This window comes from Pseudomonas sp. ACM7 (assembly GCF_004136015.1).
In the GTDB taxonomy this organism is placed as follows: domain Bacteria; phylum Pseudomonadota; class Gammaproteobacteria; order Pseudomonadales; family Pseudomonadaceae; genus Aquipseudomonas; species Aquipseudomonas frigoris.
The window spans coordinates 1,118,542-1,134,450 of record NZ_CP024866.1 but is presented as its reverse complement, the minus strand read 5'-3'; the positions used below and the strand labels follow the sequence as shown (position 1 = coordinate 1,134,450).

The window sequence follows — 15,909 nt, the reverse complement described above, 5'->3', positions numbered from 1 at the left end:
TCCAAGAGAGCTTTACGTGCCTATCACCTTGCAGGCTTTGTTTGCGCCTGACCGCCGCGCCTTACAGTTCGCGATCAAAACGTTGATCGGCGGCGGCCTGGCGCTGTGGCTGGCATTACGCTGGGGCCTGGAGCAACCGGCCTGGGCGTTGATGACGGCGTTCATCGTCGCCCAGCCCTTGTCCGGGATGGTGGTGCAGAAGGGCCTGGCGCGGTTGCTGGGGACGCTGGTCGGGACGATCATGTCGGTGGTGTTCATGGGGTTGTTTGCCCAGACGCCTTGGCTGTTTTTGTTGGCCTTGGCGTTATGGCTGGGGCTGTGTACGGCGAGTTCGACCTTGCTGCGCAGCGCCTGGTCCTATTCGTTCGTGCTGGCCGGTTACACGGTGGCGATCATCGCGCTGCCGGCCATTACTCATCCGCTGACGGTGTTCGATCAAGCCGTGGCTCGCTGCACGGAAATCTGCCTGGGCATTCTTTGCGCCACCGCTGCCAGTGCGCTGCTCTGGCCGATGCGGGTCGAACGGCAACTGGCGGATCAGGCGCGGGCAGCCTGGCAAAGTGGGATGAACGCCGCGCGTGCGACCCTGGCCGGTGATGGTCAGGCGCGTAAAGGCTTGCTGGAAATCCTCGGGAGAATCGTCGCCGTCGATGCCCAGCGCGAGCATGCCTGGTTTGAAGGAAGCCTGGGGCGGCAACGAGCACGCGCGATCAGCGGCTTGAGCCAAAAGCTGTTGATGCTGCTGCGCATCGCCCGTTCGGCGCGTCGTCAGTGGAAGCAATTGGAACCCCAGGAAGCCGAGCAACTGTTGCCCTGGATGACCGAGGTTCAAGAGGCGCTCAACAGCCCGGATACCGCGACCCTGCAAGCGCTGCGGCCGAGGTTGCTCGACGCTTCCCACGACCCGCACATCAGCTGCGCACAGAGTTACTGCCTGGCCCGCTTCACCTTGTTGCTCGATACCGCCATGGCGGCCAGCGCCGCGTTGAACGCCGTTGAGGAGGGCAAGGAAACGGTCGATCCACCGAGAACCCTGACACCACACCGCGACCTGTCATTGGCGCTGATGTTCGGTACCCGCAGTGCGCTGGCGTTTCTGGTGGTCTCGTGCTTCTGGTTGGCGACCGCCTGGCCCGCCGCCTCCGGCGCGCTGCTGTTGACGTGCGTGGTGTGTAGTCTGTTTGCCAGCCGCGAGAATGGCGCCCAGATAGGCATGAGTTTTATGCGCGGGATCTTCCTGGCCATTCCGGCCGCGTTTATCGTCGGGCAGATTCTGCTGCCGCAATGGAGTGGTTTTGCGTTGCTGTGCATGGGCATGGGCGTGCCGTTGTTCCTCGGTGCGCTGGGCATGGCCAAACCGCAGATCGGTGCGACGGCCACCTCATTTTGTCTGCACTTCATCGTGCTGGTCTCGCCGCTCAATGCGATGAAATTTGATGTCGCGACGTTCTTCAACAGCGCTCAATCCATCGTGGTCGGTGTCGGCGCCGCAGTGCTGGCGTTCCATTTGTTGATCCTGCGCAACCCGACGTGGCATGGCCGACGTTTGCTGGCGGCGACCCTCGACGATCTGGTGCGTCTGACCCGGCGTAATCTGCGCGGTGCCGAAAGCTGGTTTGGCGGGCGCATGGCCGACCGCTTGCTGCAATTGGCGCGACATTACCCCGAGTTGCCGGAACCGGCGCGCAGTCGCTGGGACGATGGCCTGCTCGGCCTGGACATCGGCGACGAATTGCTGCATTTGCGTTTGAGTCTGGCGGTGGCGCAGGCACCGGTCAGTGCGCCTCAGCGGCGTTATCTCGAACAGCTGGAAAAAATCCTCGAGCAAGGCCCGGCCGGCAGTCGCGCCGAGGCGTTGGCGCAGCCGAGCGAAGAGTTCTTGAAGACCTTGTACGCATTGCCCCCCAGCGATGCGGTGAAACTGGCCCAAGGCGCGGTGCTGCAATTGCAAAGCAGCTGGCGCGCCTGGTGCCGTCAACAGGAGCAAAGCCATGGGCTTGCGTGAGTGGTCGGTGGGTGGTGTGCTGCTCAGTCCGTTTCTGATTTATGTGCTGCTGGCGCTGCTCGTCACTGGAGCCTTGCGCATGCTTTTGCGCCTGACGCCGGTGGGCCGCTGGATCTGGCACGAAGCGTTGTTTGATTGCGCCTTGTACGTCTGTGTATTGACCTTGATCACCGTCGTCCTCGGACCTTTATAAGGAGTTGAAAATGCGTACACCGATACGTGTCGCGGTGACCTTGTGCCTGGTGGCGGCGGCGATCTTTGCCGGCTTCCATTTGTGGCAGTACTACATGCTCACGCCTTGGACTCGGGATGCGCGGATCCGCGCCGACGTGGTGGTGATCGCCCCGGACGTCTCGGGTTGGGTGCGTGAGCTCAAGGCTTTTGATAACCAGCAGGTCAAGGCTGGCGATTTATTGCTGAGCATTGATCGCGACCGTTTCGAAGCGGCGCTGGAGAAAGCTCAAGCGGTGGTGCAGACCCGGCAACAACAACTCAATCTGCGCGAACGCGAAGCCAGTCGCCGCGCAGCCCTCGGGCCGCAGGCCATCAGTGCCGAGCTACGCGAGAACGCGCAAATCAACGCCGGCATCGCCCGTGGCGAACTGCGTGAAGCCCAGGCCGAAGCCAAGGTTGCGGAACTCAATCTCGCCCGTAGTCAGGTCCATGCGCCACGCAGCGGTCACATCACCAACTTGCGTCTGGCCGAAGGCAACTACGTGAATGCCGGGCAATCGGTGATGGCGTTGATCGACGATTCGACTTTCTATGTGCAGGCGTATTTCGAAGAAACCAAGCTGCCACGGATTCGTGTCGGCGATCCGGTGAAGGTCTGGTTGATGAGTGCGGGGGAGGCATTGCAGGGACATGTCGAAAGCATCAGCCGCGGGATTACCGATCGCAATACCACGCCGGACGGGCAGTTGCTGGCAGAGGTCGAGCCGACGTTTAACTGGGTGAGGCTGGCGCAGCGGATTCCGGTACGGATCAAGATTGATAAGTTGCCGGAGGGGATGAATTTGAGTTCGGGGATGACGGCGAGTGTGCAGGTGCAGGAGGGGCATTAAGTTCAAAAGATCCCAGCCTCGTTCCACTCGACAGCTCCTACAGGTATCGCAAAACCCTGTAGGAGCTGTCGAGTGAAACGAGGCTGCGATCTTTTAAGGCAATCAGCCGATGCTGATTGCCGGCAGCTTAGGCAACGTCACCGTCTGTTGCTTACGCGGCGCCAGAATCTCCGCCTCACCATCCACTACCAACTCATCACGCTGGTTAAACACGCGAGTGGCAATCCGCACACGAAACTTCGGCAGCTTCTCGAGAATCTCCAGACGCACGGTCAGCGTGTCGCCAATTTTCACCGGCTTCTGAAAGCTCATCTGCTGACCGATATAAATAGTCCCCGGCCCAGGCAACTCGCAGGCAACGGCAGCGCTGATCAGCGCACCGCTGAACATGCCGTGAGCGATGCGCTCCTTGAACATGGTGCCGGCGGCGAATTCAGCGTCCAGGTGCACCGGGTTGTGATCGCCGGACATCGCGGCGAACAACTGAATGTCGCGCTCTTCGACCGTCTTGCTGTAGCTGGCGGTCTGGCCGACTTCAAGGGCCTCGTAAGGGGTGTTGGTAACCTGGGTCATCTGTTTCAATTCCTGTCACGAATAAATAAATTCAAAAAAACTATTCCGATCTGGGTGGCCGACGGTGGCTCAGTGCCTGGGCGATCCAGCTCAACACGTCATTGATCACTTCATCGCGGTTGCTCTCGTTGAACAGTTCATGCCGTGCCTGCGGGTAAATCGTCAGTTGCAGGCTCTGGCTGCCGGCCGCGCGCAGCGCATCGGCCAGATCTTTCAGACGCTCGCCTTCGCTCACCGGATCACATTCACCGCCGATGACCAGCAACGGCAGGCCCGGATCAATCTGAGCGAGATTGGACGCTTTGCTGATTTGCTGCAACCCACCGAGCAAATCGATCCACAGCTGATTGGTGCAGCGAAAGCCGCAGAGCGGGTCGTTGGCGTACAGATCGACCTCCGCCGGATCGCGACTGAGCCAGTCGAACCGCGTGCGTACCGGTTTGAATTTCTTGTTGTACGAACCGAACGACAGCCATTCGATCAGCGCGCTGCGACCCTTCGGGCCCTGGCGCAAACGTTCTAATCGCGCAATCTGTCGCGCCGCGAGATAGAGCGCCACCGGTTGGAAGTTCGACCCGCTGAGAACGGCCCCGTGCAGGCTGGCGCTGTGATGCAGCAGATAAGCCTGGGCGATGTAGCTGCCCATGCTGTGACCGAGCAACACAATCGGCATTCCCGGATGTTGTTGGCCGATGTGCTGGTTGAGGCTCGCCAGGTCGCCGACCACCTTGCACCAACCGTCATCGTCGGCGAAATGACCCAGTGTCCCGTTTTCGGCAGTTTTGCCATGTCCACGCAGGTCCGGCGCGTAGACGCCGTAACCCTGAGCACAGAGTTTTTCCGCCAGACGGGCGTAGCGGCCACTGTGTTCCGCCATGCCGTGGGCCAGCAGGATCACTGCTTTTAAAGGCGCGGCGGGCAGCCACTGGTTGACGAAGAGGCGACTGCGGTCGCTCGCGGTCAGCCAGAAAGTGTCGTGGATCATGGCGGTTCCTTTGCATAGGGCTGCATGTGGCATGGGCGTCGTTGCATTGTATAGCGCATCCAAAGCGTGCCGTCTGATCAGGCCACGCCACGGCAGCAAGATTCACACGATCAATGTCGACCGTGCGCATATTTGCCTGATTCGCCATAGCTGCTAGTGTCCGTGGAGCCCCGCTTTTTCGCTCTTTAGTTTTGAAGAAGGACAGAAAAGCGGCCCCGGATAGGTTCAGGTAAAGAGGACAAGAACAATGCAACCTGATTTCTGGAATGACAAACGCCCGGCCGGCGTGCCCCTGGATATCGATCAAGGGGCCTATAAGTCGGTGATCGAGGTGTTCGAGCGTTCCTGCAAGAAATTTGCTGACCGCCCGGCATTCAGCAACATGGGCGTCACCCTGACCTACGCCGAACTGGAACGCTACAGCGCAGCGTTCGCCGGTTACCTGCAAGCCCACACCGACCTGGTGCCAGGGGATCGCATTGCGGTGCAGATGCCCAACGTCCTGCATTACCCGATTGCCGTGTTCGGTGCCTTGCGCGCCGGGCTGATCGTGGTCAACACCAACCCGCTGTACACCGCGCGGGAGATGCGTCATCAGTTCAAGGACTCCGGTGCCCGGGCGCTGGTTTACCTGAACATGTTTGGGCAAAAAGTCCAGGAAGTGCTGCCCGACACCGACATCCAGTACCTGATCGAAGCGAAGATGGGCGACCTGATGCCCGCCGCCAAGGGCTGGCTGGTCAATACAATGGTGAGCAAGGTCAAGAAGATGGTGCCAGCGTATTCGTTGCCCCAGGCCATTTCCTTCAAGAGCGCGTTGCGCCTGGGTCGGGGCCTGGGCATCAAGCCGCTGAAAGTCGGGCTCGACGACATCGCCGTGCTGCAATACACCGGCGGCACCACCGGCCTGGCCAAGGGCGCGATGCTGACCCACGGCAACCTGGTGGCCAACATGCAGCAAGTGCGGGCGTGCCTGGAGCAGTTCGGCAATGACGGCCAGCCGCTGTTGCGCGAAGGGCAAGAGGTCATGGTCGCGCCGCTGCCGCTGTACCACATCTATGCGTTCACCGCGAATTGCATGTGCATGATGGTTTCAGGCAACCACAACGTGCTGATCACCAATCCGCGGGACATCGGCGGCTTCATCAAGGAGCTGAAGAACTGGCGGTTCTCGGCGCTGCTGGGGCTCAACACGCTGTTCGTCGCACTGATGGACCATCCGGACTTCAAGACCCTGGATTTCTCCAGCCTCAAACTCACCAACTCCGGCGGCACCGCGCTGGTCAAGGCTACCGCCGAGCGCTGGGAACAGCTCACCGGTTGCCGCATCACCGAAGGTTACGGCCTGACCGAAACCTCGCCGGTGGCCTGCACCAACCCGTACGGCGACAAGTCGCGCCTCGGTACAGTCGGCCTGCCGGTGCCGGGCACCACGCTGAAGGTCATCAACGATGAAGGCGTCGAGCAGGCGCTGGGCGAGCGCGGCGAACTGTGCATCAAGGGCCCGCAGATCATGAAGGGCTACTGGCAGAAACCCGAAGCCACCGCCGAAGTGCTGGATGCCGAAGGCTGGTTCAAGTCGGGCGACATCGCGGTGATCGACCCGGACGGATTTGTGCGCATCGTCGATCGCAAGAAAGACATGATCATCGTCTCGGGCTTCAACGTGTACCCGAACGAAATCGAAGACGTGGTCATGGCTCACCCGAAAGTCGCCAACTGCGCAGTGATCGGTGTGCCGGACGAGCGTTCGGGGGAGGCGGTGAAGCTGTTTGTGGTGGCCCGTGAAACGGGTGTCAGCCTTGAAGAGCTGAAGGCTTACTGCAAGGAAAACTTCACGGCGTACAAAGTGCCCAAGCACATCGTCTTGCGTGAGTCGTTGCCGATGACGCCGGTGGGCAAGATATTGCGGCGGGAGTTGCGTGATATCGCGTAACCGGTCGTAGACCGAGGTGCTGCCAAAAGATCGCAGCCTTCGGCAGCTCCTACAGGGGATCGCATTCCTTTGTAGGAGCTGCCGAAGGCTGCGATCTTTTGCTTTTAAGCCCCGTATTTATGGGGGTTTGAAAGTTGTATAGAATTTTTGCTCTAAAATGACTGCTTGCTATTCTTGAGTCATTAAAGTGACTGTAGAGGCGGCTTTTGGCTCTGGTCGGCCCTTGGCAAAGCTGCTACTCTCGGCGCGCTTTGTGACTTCTCGGCCTATGTAAATAGCCAGACTCACCAACAAACACACACCAATAATAATCGCATCAAATGCGGTGATGAATTCGCGTTGCTGAGGAGTGGGCTTCCATGATCGAAGACTTTTGGAAGGATAAGTACCCTGCCGGGATTGCTGCCGACATCAATCCGGACGAGTATCCGAATATTCAGGCGGTGTTGAAGCAGTCCTGCCAACGCTTTGCCGACAAACCGGCGTTCAGCAACCTGGGCAAGACAATCACCTACGGTGAACTGTACGAATTGTCCGGTGCCTTTGCCGCGTACCTGCAACAGCATACCGACTTGCAGCCGGGCGATCGAATCGCCGTGCAGCTGCCCAACGTGTTGCAGTACCCGGTCGCCGTCTTCGGTGCCATCCGCGCCGGGCTGATCGTGGTCAACACCAACCCGCTGTACACCGCGCGGGAAATGGAACACCAATTCAACGACTCCGGTGCCAAAGCTCTGGTCTGCCTGGCCAACATGGCGCACCTGGCCCAGCTCGTCGTGCCGAAAACCGGCGTCAAGCACGTGATCGTCACCGAAGTGGCCGACCTGCTGTCGCCGCTCAAGCGTCTGCTGGTCAACAGCGTCATCAAATACGTGAAGAAGATGGTCCCGGCGTATCACTTGCCCAAGGCCATCAAGTTCAACGACGTATTGAGCAAGGGCCATGGTCAGCCAGTGGCTGAAGCCAACCCGGCCAGCAGCGACGTTGCCGTGCTGCAATACACCGGCGGCACCACCGGCGTGGCCAAGGGCGCGATGCTGACCCACCGCAACCTGGTGGCGAACATGCTGCAGTGCAAGGCGCTGATGGGTTCCAACCTCAATGAAGGTTGCGAGGTCCTGATCACGCCGCTGCCGCTGTACCACATCTATGCCTTCACCTTTCATTGCATGGCGATGATGCTGATCGGCAACCACAACATCCTGATCAGCAACCCGCGCGATTTGACGGCGATGGTCAAGGAACTGTCGAAGTGGAAGTTCAGCGGTTTCGTCGGGCTCAATACGCTGTTTGTCGCCTTGTGCAACAACGAAGGCTTCCGCAAGCTGGATTTCTCTGCACTGAAAGTCACCCTGTCCGGTGGCATGGCCCTGCAACTGGCCGCGGCCGAGCGCTGGAAAGCGGTCACCGGTTGCGCCATCTGCGAAGGTTACGGCATGACCGAAACCAGCCCGGTGGCCACCGTCAATCCAATCCAGAACATCCAGATCGGCACCATCGGTATTCCGGTTCCGTCGACCCTGTGCAAAGTCATCGACGATGCCGGCGTTGAACAGCCGTTAGGCGACATCGGCGAGCTGTGTGTGAAAGGTCCGCAAGTGATGAAGGGTTACTGGCAGCGTCAGGACGCCACCGATGAAATCCTCGACAGCGAAGGCTGGTTGAAGACCGGTGACATCGCGCTGATCCAGCCTGACGGTTACATGCGCATTGTCGATCGCAAGAAAGACATGATTCTGGTCTCCGGTTTCAACGTGTACCCGAACGAACTGGAAGACGTGCTCGCGACCCTGCCGGGCGTGCTGCAATGCGCAGCCATCGGTGTGCCGGACGAGAAGTCGGGCGAGGCGATCAAGATCTTCATCGTCGCCAAACCGGGCGTGACGCTGACCAAAGAGCAAGTGATGGAGCACATGCGCGCCAACGTCACCGGCTACAAGGTTCCGCGCTCCGTGGAGTTCCGCGACGCGCTGCCGACCACCAACGTCGGTAAGATCCTGCGCCGCGAGTTACGCGACGAAGAGCTGAAGAAGCTCGGCGTCAAGAAGGTAAGCGCGTAACAAACAAAAGCCCCGCAGATGCGGGGCGTTTGTTTTTGGTCAGGATATTTTCAGCGCCTGTCAGGCCGCCTTCGTCGGAACGCCGCCCGGAGCAAGCCCGCTCCCACATTTAACCGGGTTCTTCAAGAAGGAATGCGATCGAGTGTGGGAGCGGGCTTGCTCGCGAAGCTTTTAGCTTTTGCTGTTACAGGCGGAACTGCGCGAAATTGACGTTGGTGCCCGCCGGACGCATGTCCTGGAGGTACGAGTCCTTGTCGGCGCTCAGTTCCAGGCTCAAGGCTGCTTTGCGTTTACCTTCGTTGCGCACCACCAGTCCTTCGAGCTTCTCCCGCAGGAATACCGTCGGCACTTTCAGGTGCAGCAGTTCGTCGGTATCCGGGGTGTGCATCAGCAGGTGAACCCACTCGTACTGACCAATGGCCAGGCGCGCGACCGGAATATCGAACCACCAGATGTTGCGGTTACGGTTCAATTCGGTGAAGTGGCAGTTGTTGACGCCAAGCACAGCACCGCCAAGTTCCTGGTTTCTGCGGGCAATGGCCTGCTTTTTATCGAGTTTCATAACATTCCTACGGGATTGGATCTTCAGCGCCATGGCCTGAATTCGTTGCGCATTCTCGGGGGTTGGTCGGCAAACATAAAGCCCAACCTGCACTGAACGATGAAATGTCGCCATGAAAATAAATGAAACTCCGCGCAAACGCCTCCGGTCAACCTTGTGTAACGACTTTTCTCGTTCAATTGTTCACAGGAGAAACACCATGAGCAGCACTGGCGATAAAGCAAAAGGCTTGGCCAACGAAGCAGTCGGCAACGTCAAACAAGGCGTCGGCAAGGCAACCGGCAACGACAAAATGCGCACCGAAGGCGTGGTGCAGGAAAGGAAAGGCGAAGCCCAGCAAGCGGTTGGCAAAGCCAAAGACGCGATCAAGAAAGGCATCGACAAGGCGTGATCCGGTCTTTGATGAGCGTAAAAAACGGCCATCCGCGGATGGCCGTTTTTGTGTCAGCCTGAACTTGTACAAGGAAATTGTTTCAAACTCGCCAAGTAGGCTACTTTGATGTAGAAAACGGCCCCTGAGTCGCCACGACTTCAACCTTTTTGCGGCGAAAGGAGACGCTAATGTTTTTCCCACACATGAAAGGTCTGCGCCTGCACCGTGTCATGGTGCGCACGATCACCGAGTTCGTCGACGACGAGATGTCGACCTATGCCTCGGCGCTGGCCTATCAGATGCTGTTCTCTCTGTTCCCCTTTATTCTGTTCCTGATCGCCCTGATCGGTTTCCTGCACCTGCCGGACTTCTTCTCCTGGCTGCGCCTGCAATCGGAACTGGTCCTGCCGCCCCAGGCGCTGGAGCAGGTGAACCCGGTCATCGACCAGCTCCAGCAATCCAAGGGGGGCTTGCTGTCGATCGGTATCGTGATTGCCCTATGGACCGCGTCCGCCGGTGTACGGCTGATGATGAGCGCGATGAACGCCGCCTACGACGTGGTCGAAGGCCGTCCGGCGTGGAAGCGTTTCCCGCTGTCGATTTTCTACACCATCGGCATCGCCGCCATGCTACTGGTGGCCGCCGCGCTGATGGTGCTCGGGCCGCAGGTGATGGAATGGATCGCCTCGCAAGTCGGCCTTGAAGAATTCATCGTGACCCTTTGGACCATCGTGCGCTGGCCGGTGGTCGTGATTCTGTTGATGATGGCGGTGGCGCTGATTTATTACGTCATGCCCGACGTCAAACAGGAGTTTCGCTTCATTACCCCTGGCTCGGTGCTGGCGGTGGTGGTGTGGATCATTGCGTCGCTGGGCTTCGGTCTGTACGTCAAGACGTTCGCCAACTACAACGCCATGTATGGCAGTATCGGCGCGATCATCGTGCTGTTGCTGTACTTCTACATTTCCGCCGCGGTGCTGTTGCTCGGCGCGGAGATGAATGCCGTGATCGAACACATGTCCACCGAAGGCAAGGACCCTGGCGAAAAGGTCCCTGGCGAGCACAGCCACGAACCCAAACACCACGTGTCGGGACTGGGTCGGGACCACTCGATCAAGCCGACCACTGACGAAGTCATCAAATGATCCGTGAAATTCTGAAAATGGGCGACGAGCGCCTGCTGCGCATCGCCCCGCCGGTGCCCGCCGAAATGTTCGACAGCCCGGAGCTGTGGCAACTGATCGACGACATGTTCCAGACCATGGAAAGCGTCGGCGGCGTTGGCCTGGCCGCGCCGCAGATCGGCGTCGACCTGCAACTGGTGATCTTCGGTTTCGAGCACAGCGAACGCTATCCGGATGCTGAAGCTGTGCCGCAGACGATTCTGATCAACCCGTTGATTACGCCGTTGAGCCCGACGCTGGAAGAGGGTTTCGAAGGCTGCTTGTCGGTGCCCGGCCTGCGTGGCGCGGTGGATCGCTATCAGCACATTCGGTACGAAGGTTTCGATCCCAAAGGGCAGCCGATTGTGCGCATCGCCGAGGGATTCCATGCGCGAGTGGTACAGCATGAATGCGATCACCTGGTCGGCCGGTTGTACCCGTCGCGCATCAGTGACTTCAGCAAGTTCGGGTTTACCGAAGTGATGTTTCCGGATCTCGATCCGAACGCAGACGATTGATTCGAAAACACCTCAAACCCCTGTGGGAGCGAGCTTGCTCCGGGCGGCGTTCCGACGATGGCGGTGTGTCAGTCGATATCAATGTTGACTGTTCTGACCCCTTCGCGAGCAAGTCGAATCGTTGCACCGCCGCTCCCACATTAGATCTTCATATGGCTTTAGAGCGTTATCTGGCCTTCCAACCCCATGGCGATCATCGGCTTGCTGCGCGCATAACGGCTCAAGCGTTCCGCCATGGAATAGGGCAGCGGCGGGTCGAAGGTAAAACCACGACGTTCATAAAACCCGCGCAAGTCCGGATGACAAAACAACCACACCGGACCTTCAAGATCCTTCAGCGCCTCGGCGATCAGCGCCGCCGCGATGCCCTGTTCACGGCAGGCCGGATCGACAAACAAACCCGTCAGCCAATGCCCGTCCGCCACCGGTCGCAAACACAGCGCGCCAATGATCTCCTCGCGCCTGGCCACCCAGAGTTGAGCGTCGCGGACCGCTTTCATCGACGATTGGTGAGCGCGATAAAACTTGTTCATCAAGGGCCATAAAGGCTCGGCGAGCAAGGTGTACTGGGTGTTGGGCATGGTCTTCGACTGTCGGTGCGCAAAGCGGGCGATTATAAAAGAACGCGCGCGCAGCGATAGGTGTATACCTGATCTCACATCCCGTATGAGTGGAGTACGTATCATGGCCAAAGGCATGGATTCAAAAAAAGCGGCAAAGAAGAAACCGGCGAAAACCGCCGATGAAAAGCGCGCGGACAAGAAGGCCAAGAAGGTGGATGTGTTCGGGCATTGATCCCGTGACAAGGGAGCCCGGCCTCGGGCTCCCGCTGCTTCTGACGAAATAACCAAATAATCTGCAAGAAAACCCTGCGTCATTGCACAGAAGGGGATTGGTCCCCGATCTGAGCAACGCCATGCCCCATTACTTCGATACCGCCCACCGTGAAGAAATCGACACCCTGCGCCAACGCCTGACTGCTCGCACCGAGTGGCCGACCTGGTTGCTGCTGATCGGCGTGTACGTCGGTTGGTTCAGCATCGTGCTCGCCAGTGGTTGGTTGGGCCTGTGGTGGAGCACATTGTTGTTGATTCCATTGGTGGTGCTCTGGTTATCGGTGCAGCACGAATTGCTTCACGGTCATCCCACCCGCTGGACATCGCTGAACAAGATCCTCGGCTACGCGCCGTTCGCCGTCTGGTATCCCTACACCCTGTATCGCGACAGCCATCTGCTGCATCACCGCGACGAAGACCTGACCCTCCCGGGTCGCGATCCGGAAAGCCGTTACCTGAGCGCCGAGCAATGGCAGGGCAGTTCACTGTTCGAACAGGGCCTGCACTGGCTGAACAAAACCGTGCTCGGACGCTTCGCCCTCGGTGCACCGCTGGCCTTGCTGGCGCTGGCCCGAGAAGAGTGCCAGCGTCTGAAAGCAGGTGAGCGGCAGGCCTGGTTGATGTGGTTGAGCCACGGCGCGTTGACCCTGCTGATGTTGCTGTTTATCGCCCGCTACAGCGTGCTGCCGGTGTGGCATTACCTGTTGCTGATCAGTGTGCCGGCGCTATCGATTGCCATGATTCGCTCCTACTATGAACACCGTCCCCACGCCGAGGCCGAGCAAAGGACGGTCATCAACGAAGCCGCCTGGCCGTGGCGCTGGCTGTTCCTGAACCTCAATCTGCATTTGGTGCATCACGACTTGCCAGGGCTGCCCTGGTACGACTTGCCCCGCGCCTACCGCGCGCGTCGCGAGCAATGGCTGGCGCGCAGCGGCGGGTTTCTGGTGCAGGGTTATGGCCAGTTGTGGCGCCAGCATGGAGTGAAGGCCATCGACAGCCCCAGGCACCCGTATTACTGAGCGAACGCGTTCCCTTGTGGGAGCGGACTTGCTCGCGAAGAGGGAGTGTCAGTCGACACCAATGCTGCCTGTCCCACCGCTTTCGCGAGCAAGCCCGCTCCCACAGGGGAATTTCGTCGTATGGGAAGATTGTGATGACACAACACCTCGCTGAATTACTGATGTACGTCGCCCCCGAGCCGGTCCGCCAGGCGAACGAGCGCTGGCTGACGCGAATTATCGAGCGACTGGGTGCCACCCGCCGTCACGCCGAGGGCGTTTCGCTGATGGACCTTTGGCTGTCCCCGCACTTGCTGCTGACCCAAACCTGCGGCTACCCGCTGATGACCGCGTTGCGCGGTCGGGTCCGGGTCATTGGTCGTCCTCGCTATGAACTACCGGACGCTAACGGCGGCAACCATTGCAGCCTGTTGCTGAGTCGCGCCGATGATCCACGGCGCAGTTTGCCGGCCTTTCGCGACAGTCGTGGGGTGATCAATGGCGAAGACTCCAACAGCGGCATGAACCTGTTGCGTCACCGACTGGCGCCGCTGCATCAAGAGGGGCAGTTCTTCGCCAGTGTCGGTATCAGCGGCAGTCACCGCGAAAGCCTGCGCTGGCTGCGAGAAGAGAAGGCAGACCTAGCGGCCATCGACAGCGTGACCTTCGCCTATCTGGCGCAGCACGCCGAAGAAGAAGTGGCCGGGCTGCGGGTCATCGCGCGAAGCGCGTTCAGTCCGACCTTGCCGTATATCACCGCCGCGACTGTCACCGATGAACAGGCCGAAGAGCTGCGGCAGGTGATGAATACGACGTTGCAGGAATTGCCCGAAGTCAGGGAAATCCTCGGTCTGCAAGAGGTATTGCTGGCCGGCGAAAGCGACTATCAGATTGTGCTCGACTATCAGCAAGAGGCTGAGGCGTTGGGGTTTGGGCGATTACGCTAGGCAGAATCAAAAGATCGCAGCCTCGTTTCACTCGACAGCTCCTACAGATGTACACCGATTTCCTGTAGCAGCTGTCGAGTGAAACGAGGCTGCGATCTTTTGATGTTTAATTCTAAAATAGAATATAAAAATGCTTTTTAAGTATTATTAATGAATAAGGCTCCTTGCTAGGATCGCGTCACCGGATCACCGGACATTCAGCGACCCCTAACCCTTGGAGCCTCTATGTCCGGCACCGACCTTTCCCATCGCAACGACGTCGGCGGATTGTTCCGCGCGCATTACCCCTGGCTGTGCGCGCGGTTGCGTCGGCACCTGGGCGCCAGTTCCAGCGTCGAAGACATCGCTGCCGAAACCTTTTTACAGCTACTCGAATCGCCGGGGCTGACCCCGATCCGCGAGCCTCGTGCCTTGCTCACCACCATTGCCCAGCGGTTGATCTATCAGCTCTGGCGCCGCCGCGATCTGGAACGCCACCACCTCGATCAGTTGCAACACCTTGATCAGCCTCAAGCGCTCTCGCCCGAAGAACGGGTGCAACTGACCCAGGCCTTGCATGGCCTCGAGCGCACGCTTGAGCGCTTGCCGGGCAAGGTTCGGGCAACTTTCCTGTTATCGCGAATCGACGGTCTGACCTACCCGCAAATCGCCGCCGAATTGGGCATTTCCCAACGCTCGGTCAGCGTTTACATGACTCGTACCCAAGCCCTGTGCGCCCGGCACAGCGCCAACCAATCTTTGAATCCCCTGACCCGGAGGTCCGCATGAGATCAATCAAAACCCTGCTCGGCAGTTCACTGCTGGCCCTGAGTTTTGTGGCTACCCACGTTCCCGCAGCGGAGAAAACCGCGCCGATCCACTTCGGCGACATCACCTGGGAAAGCGGCAGCCTCATCACAGAAATCCTGCGATTGATTGTCGAGAAAGGTTACGGCTACCCGACAGATACCTTGCCGGGCAGCACCGTCAGCCTCGAAGCGGCGTTGGCCAAGAACGATATTCAAGTGATCGGCGAAGAGTGGGCCGGGCGCATTCCGGCGTGGGTCAAAGCCGCCTCGCAAGGCAAAGTGTTTGGGCTGGGCGACACGGTCAAAGGCGCCACCGAAGGCTGGTGGGTGCCGGAATACGTGATCAAGGGCGATCCCGAACGCGGCATCAAACCCCTGGCCCCGGAGCTGAAATCCGTCGCTGATCTGGCGCGTTACAAAGATGTGTTCCGCGACCCGGAAGACCCGAGCCGAGGACGCTTCCTCAACAGCCCGACCGGCTGGACCTCGGAGATCGTCAACAGTCAGAAACTCAAGGCCTATGACCTGACCGACAGCTTCGTCAACTTCCGCACGGGGTCTGGCGCCGCGCTGGATGCCGAGGTGGCTTCGTCGATCCGTCGAGGCAAACCGGTGCTGTTCTACTACTGGTCGCCGACGCCGCTGTTGGGGCGATTCAAACTGGTGAAACTCGACGAGCCGGCGTTCGACGCCGACGCCTGGAAGACCTTGGCCGACGCCAACAACCCCAATCCAAAAGGCACGCGTTCGATGCCGGCGAACCTGGCGATCGGCGTGTCCGCGCCGTTCAAGGCGCAGTACCCGGACCTGGTGGCGTTCTTCGAAAAGGTCGATCTGCCGATCGATCTGCTGAACCACACGCTTGGTCAGATGAGCGAAAAGCGCCTGCAACCGCGTCAGGTGGCCGAAGCGTTTTTGCGTGATCAGCCGCAGATCTGGAAGGGTTGGGTGCCCGGTGAAGTGGCTACTAAAGTGAGTGCGAGTTTGTAAATTTGTAGTGCCTGGAAAATAGCCATCGTCGGAACGCCGCCCGGAGCAAGCTCGCTCCCACATTGGATCTTCGGCATGACATAGATCCAATGTGGGAGCGAGCTTGCT

Annotated in this window: 16 protein-coding genes; 12 read left to right on the top strand and 4 right to left on the bottom strand. The window is 59.3% G+C overall.

Annotation, left to right across the window (positions count from 1 at the left end; all coding sequences use genetic code 11):
* Positions 1-16: 16 nt before the first annotated feature.
* From CUN63_RS05525 to CUN63_RS05515, 3 genes are read left to right on the top strand one after another with little or no spacing between them, the layout of a single operon-like run.
* Positions 17-2,005 (top strand): FUSC family protein, encoded by a 1,989-nt coding sequence (locus tag CUN63_RS05525; RefSeq protein WP_129437775.1) that lies wholly within the window; start codon positions 17-19, stop codon positions 2,003-2,005.
* Positions 1,992-2,198 (top strand): DUF1656 domain-containing protein, encoded by a 207-nt coding sequence (locus CUN63_RS05520; RefSeq protein ID WP_008151119.1) that lies wholly within the window; start codon positions 1,992-1,994, stop codon positions 2,196-2,198. Before CUN63_RS05525 ends, CUN63_RS05520 begins: the two co-directional genes overlap by 14 nt.
* 10 nt (positions 2,199-2,208) lie before the next feature.
* A complete protein-coding gene (locus CUN63_RS05515; RefSeq protein ID WP_129437773.1) occupies positions 2,209-3,069 on the top strand; it encodes an HlyD family secretion protein in 861 nt (286 codons plus the stop codon).
* Positions 3,070-3,171: 102 nt separating this feature from the next.
* On the opposite strand, the gene CUN63_RS05510 is transcribed toward CUN63_RS05515, so the two are convergent.
* Entirely contained in the window at positions 3,172-3,642 is a 471-nt protein-coding gene (locus tag CUN63_RS05510; protein ID WP_046049496.1) for a MaoC family dehydratase, read from the bottom strand.
* A gap of 40 nt (positions 3,643-3,682) precedes the next feature.
* Positions 3,683-4,627 carry an alpha/beta hydrolase gene (locus tag CUN63_RS05505; protein ID WP_129437771.1) on the bottom strand — a complete coding sequence of 315 codons (945 nt, stop codon included), beginning with the start codon at positions 4,625-4,627 and terminating at the stop codon, positions 3,683-3,685.
* Between the two features lie 247 nt (positions 4,628-4,874).
* Here CUN63_RS05505 and fadD2 point away from each other — a divergent pair, with 247 nt between their 5' ends.
* Both fadD2 and fadD1 read left to right on the top strand, forming a co-directional pair.
* Positions 4,875-6,563, top strand: coding sequence for a long-chain-fatty-acid--CoA ligase FadD2 (gene fadD2, locus CUN63_RS05500; RefSeq protein WP_129437769.1), 1,689 nt, complete (start codon positions 4,875-4,877; stop codon positions 6,561-6,563).
* A gap of 359 nt (positions 6,564-6,922) precedes the next feature.
* Positions 6,923-8,623 carry a long-chain-fatty-acid--CoA ligase FadD1 gene (fadD1, locus tag CUN63_RS05495; protein ID WP_129437767.1) on the top strand — a complete coding sequence of 567 codons (1,701 nt, stop codon included), beginning with the start codon at positions 6,923-6,925 and terminating at the stop codon, positions 8,621-8,623.
* 184 nt (positions 8,624-8,807) lie between these two features.
* Here fadD1 and CUN63_RS05490 read toward each other — a convergent pair whose 3' ends face one another.
* Positions 8,808-9,185: a hypothetical protein gene (locus tag CUN63_RS05490; protein WP_033056806.1), complete on the bottom strand. Its 378-nt coding sequence runs from the start codon at positions 9,183-9,185 to the stop codon at positions 8,808-8,810.
* A gap of 199 nt (positions 9,186-9,384) precedes the next feature.
* Here CUN63_RS05490 and CUN63_RS05485 point away from each other — a divergent pair, with 199 nt between their 5' ends.
* The 3 genes from CUN63_RS05485 to def all read left to right on the top strand — a co-directional run bounded on the left by CUN63_RS05485 (position 9,385) and on the right by def (position 11,239).
* Positions 9,385-9,576, top strand: coding sequence for a CsbD family protein (locus CUN63_RS05485; RefSeq protein WP_129437765.1), 192 nt, complete (start codon positions 9,385-9,387; stop codon positions 9,574-9,576).
* 170 nt (positions 9,577-9,746) lie between these two features.
* Positions 9,747-10,703, top strand: coding sequence for a YihY/virulence factor BrkB family protein (locus tag CUN63_RS05480; RefSeq protein WP_129437763.1), 957 nt, complete (start codon positions 9,747-9,749; stop codon positions 10,701-10,703).
* Positions 10,700-11,239: a peptide deformylase gene (def, locus tag CUN63_RS05475; RefSeq protein WP_129437762.1), complete on the top strand. Its 540-nt coding sequence runs from the start codon at positions 10,700-10,702 to the stop codon at positions 11,237-11,239. The genes CUN63_RS05480 and def overlap by 4 nt, the downstream gene beginning before the upstream one ends.
* Positions 11,240-11,397: 158 nt before the next feature.
* Here the strand turns inward: def and CUN63_RS05470 are convergent, their stop codons facing one another.
* On the bottom strand, positions 11,398-11,820 hold the full coding sequence (locus tag CUN63_RS05470; RefSeq protein ID WP_129437760.1) for a GNAT family N-acetyltransferase: 423 nt from the start codon (positions 11,818-11,820) through the stop codon (positions 11,398-11,400).
* Between the two features lie 335 nt (positions 11,821-12,155).
* Between CUN63_RS05470 and CUN63_RS05465 the strand changes: the two genes are divergently transcribed.
* From CUN63_RS05465 to CUN63_RS05450, 4 genes are all read left to right on the top strand, one after another.
* The gene (locus CUN63_RS05465) at positions 12,156-13,097 is read left to right on the top strand and encodes a fatty acid desaturase (RefSeq protein ID WP_129437758.1); all 942 of its coding nucleotides are present in this window, start codon (positions 12,156-12,158) and stop codon (positions 13,095-13,097) included.
* 134 nt (positions 13,098-13,231) lie between these two features.
* Complete coding sequence (locus CUN63_RS05460; protein WP_129437756.1) at positions 13,232-14,023, top strand: phosphate/phosphite/phosphonate ABC transporter substrate-binding protein; 792 nt, start codon at positions 13,232-13,234, stop codon at positions 14,021-14,023.
* A 225-nt stretch (positions 14,024-14,248) separates the two neighbouring features.
* Positions 14,249-14,791 carry a sigma-70 family RNA polymerase sigma factor gene (locus CUN63_RS05455; RefSeq protein WP_129437754.1) on the top strand — a complete coding sequence of 181 codons (543 nt, stop codon included), beginning with the start codon at positions 14,249-14,251 and terminating at the stop codon, positions 14,789-14,791.
* On the top strand, positions 14,788-15,801 hold the full coding sequence (locus tag CUN63_RS05450; RefSeq protein ID WP_129437752.1) for an ABC transporter substrate-binding protein: 1,014 nt from the start codon (positions 14,788-14,790) through the stop codon (positions 15,799-15,801). The genes CUN63_RS05455 and CUN63_RS05450 overlap by 4 nt, the downstream gene beginning before the upstream one ends.
* The last annotated feature ends 108 nt before the right edge of the window (positions 15,802-15,909 follow it).

Coding starts and splice junctions, on each gene's coding strand:
- CUN63_RS05520 (WP_008151119.1), top strand. CDS start 1,992: ATGGGCTTGCGTGAGTGGTCGGTGGGTGGTGTGCTGCTCAGTCCGTTT.
- CUN63_RS05515 (WP_129437773.1), top strand. CDS start 2,209: ATGCGTACACCGATACGTGTCGCGGTGACCTTGTGCCTGGTGGCGGCG.
- CUN63_RS05510 (WP_046049496.1), bottom strand. CDS start 3,642: ATGACCCAGGTTACCAACACCCCTTACGAGGCCCTTGAAGTCGGCCAG.
- CUN63_RS05505 (WP_129437771.1), bottom strand. CDS start 4,627: ATGATCCACGACACTTTCTGGCTGACCGCGAGCGACCGCAGTCGCCTC.
- fadD2 (WP_129437769.1), top strand. CDS start 4,875: ATGCAACCTGATTTCTGGAATGACAAACGCCCGGCCGGCGTGCCCCTG.
- fadD1 (WP_129437767.1), top strand. CDS start 6,923: ATGATCGAAGACTTTTGGAAGGATAAGTACCCTGCCGGGATTGCTGCC.
- CUN63_RS05490 (WP_033056806.1), bottom strand. CDS start 9,185: ATGAAACTCGATAAAAAGCAGGCCATTGCCCGCAGAAACCAGGAACTT.
- CUN63_RS05485 (WP_129437765.1), top strand. CDS start 9,385: ATGAGCAGCACTGGCGATAAAGCAAAAGGCTTGGCCAACGAAGCAGTC.
- CUN63_RS05480 (WP_129437763.1), top strand. CDS start 9,747: ATGTTTTTCCCACACATGAAAGGTCTGCGCCTGCACCGTGTCATGGTG.
- def (WP_129437762.1), top strand. CDS start 10,700: ATGATCCGTGAAATTCTGAAAATGGGCGACGAGCGCCTGCTGCGCATC.
- CUN63_RS05470 (WP_129437760.1), bottom strand. CDS start 11,820: ATGCCCAACACCCAGTACACCTTGCTCGCCGAGCCTTTATGGCCCTTG.
- CUN63_RS05465 (WP_129437758.1), top strand. CDS start 12,156: ATGCCCCATTACTTCGATACCGCCCACCGTGAAGAAATCGACACCCTG.
- CUN63_RS05460 (WP_129437756.1), top strand. CDS start 13,232: ATGACACAACACCTCGCTGAATTACTGATGTACGTCGCCCCCGAGCCG.
- CUN63_RS05455 (WP_129437754.1), top strand. CDS start 14,249: ATGTCCGGCACCGACCTTTCCCATCGCAACGACGTCGGCGGATTGTTC.
- CUN63_RS05450 (WP_129437752.1), top strand. CDS start 14,788: ATGAGATCAATCAAAACCCTGCTCGGCAGTTCACTGCTGGCCCTGAGT.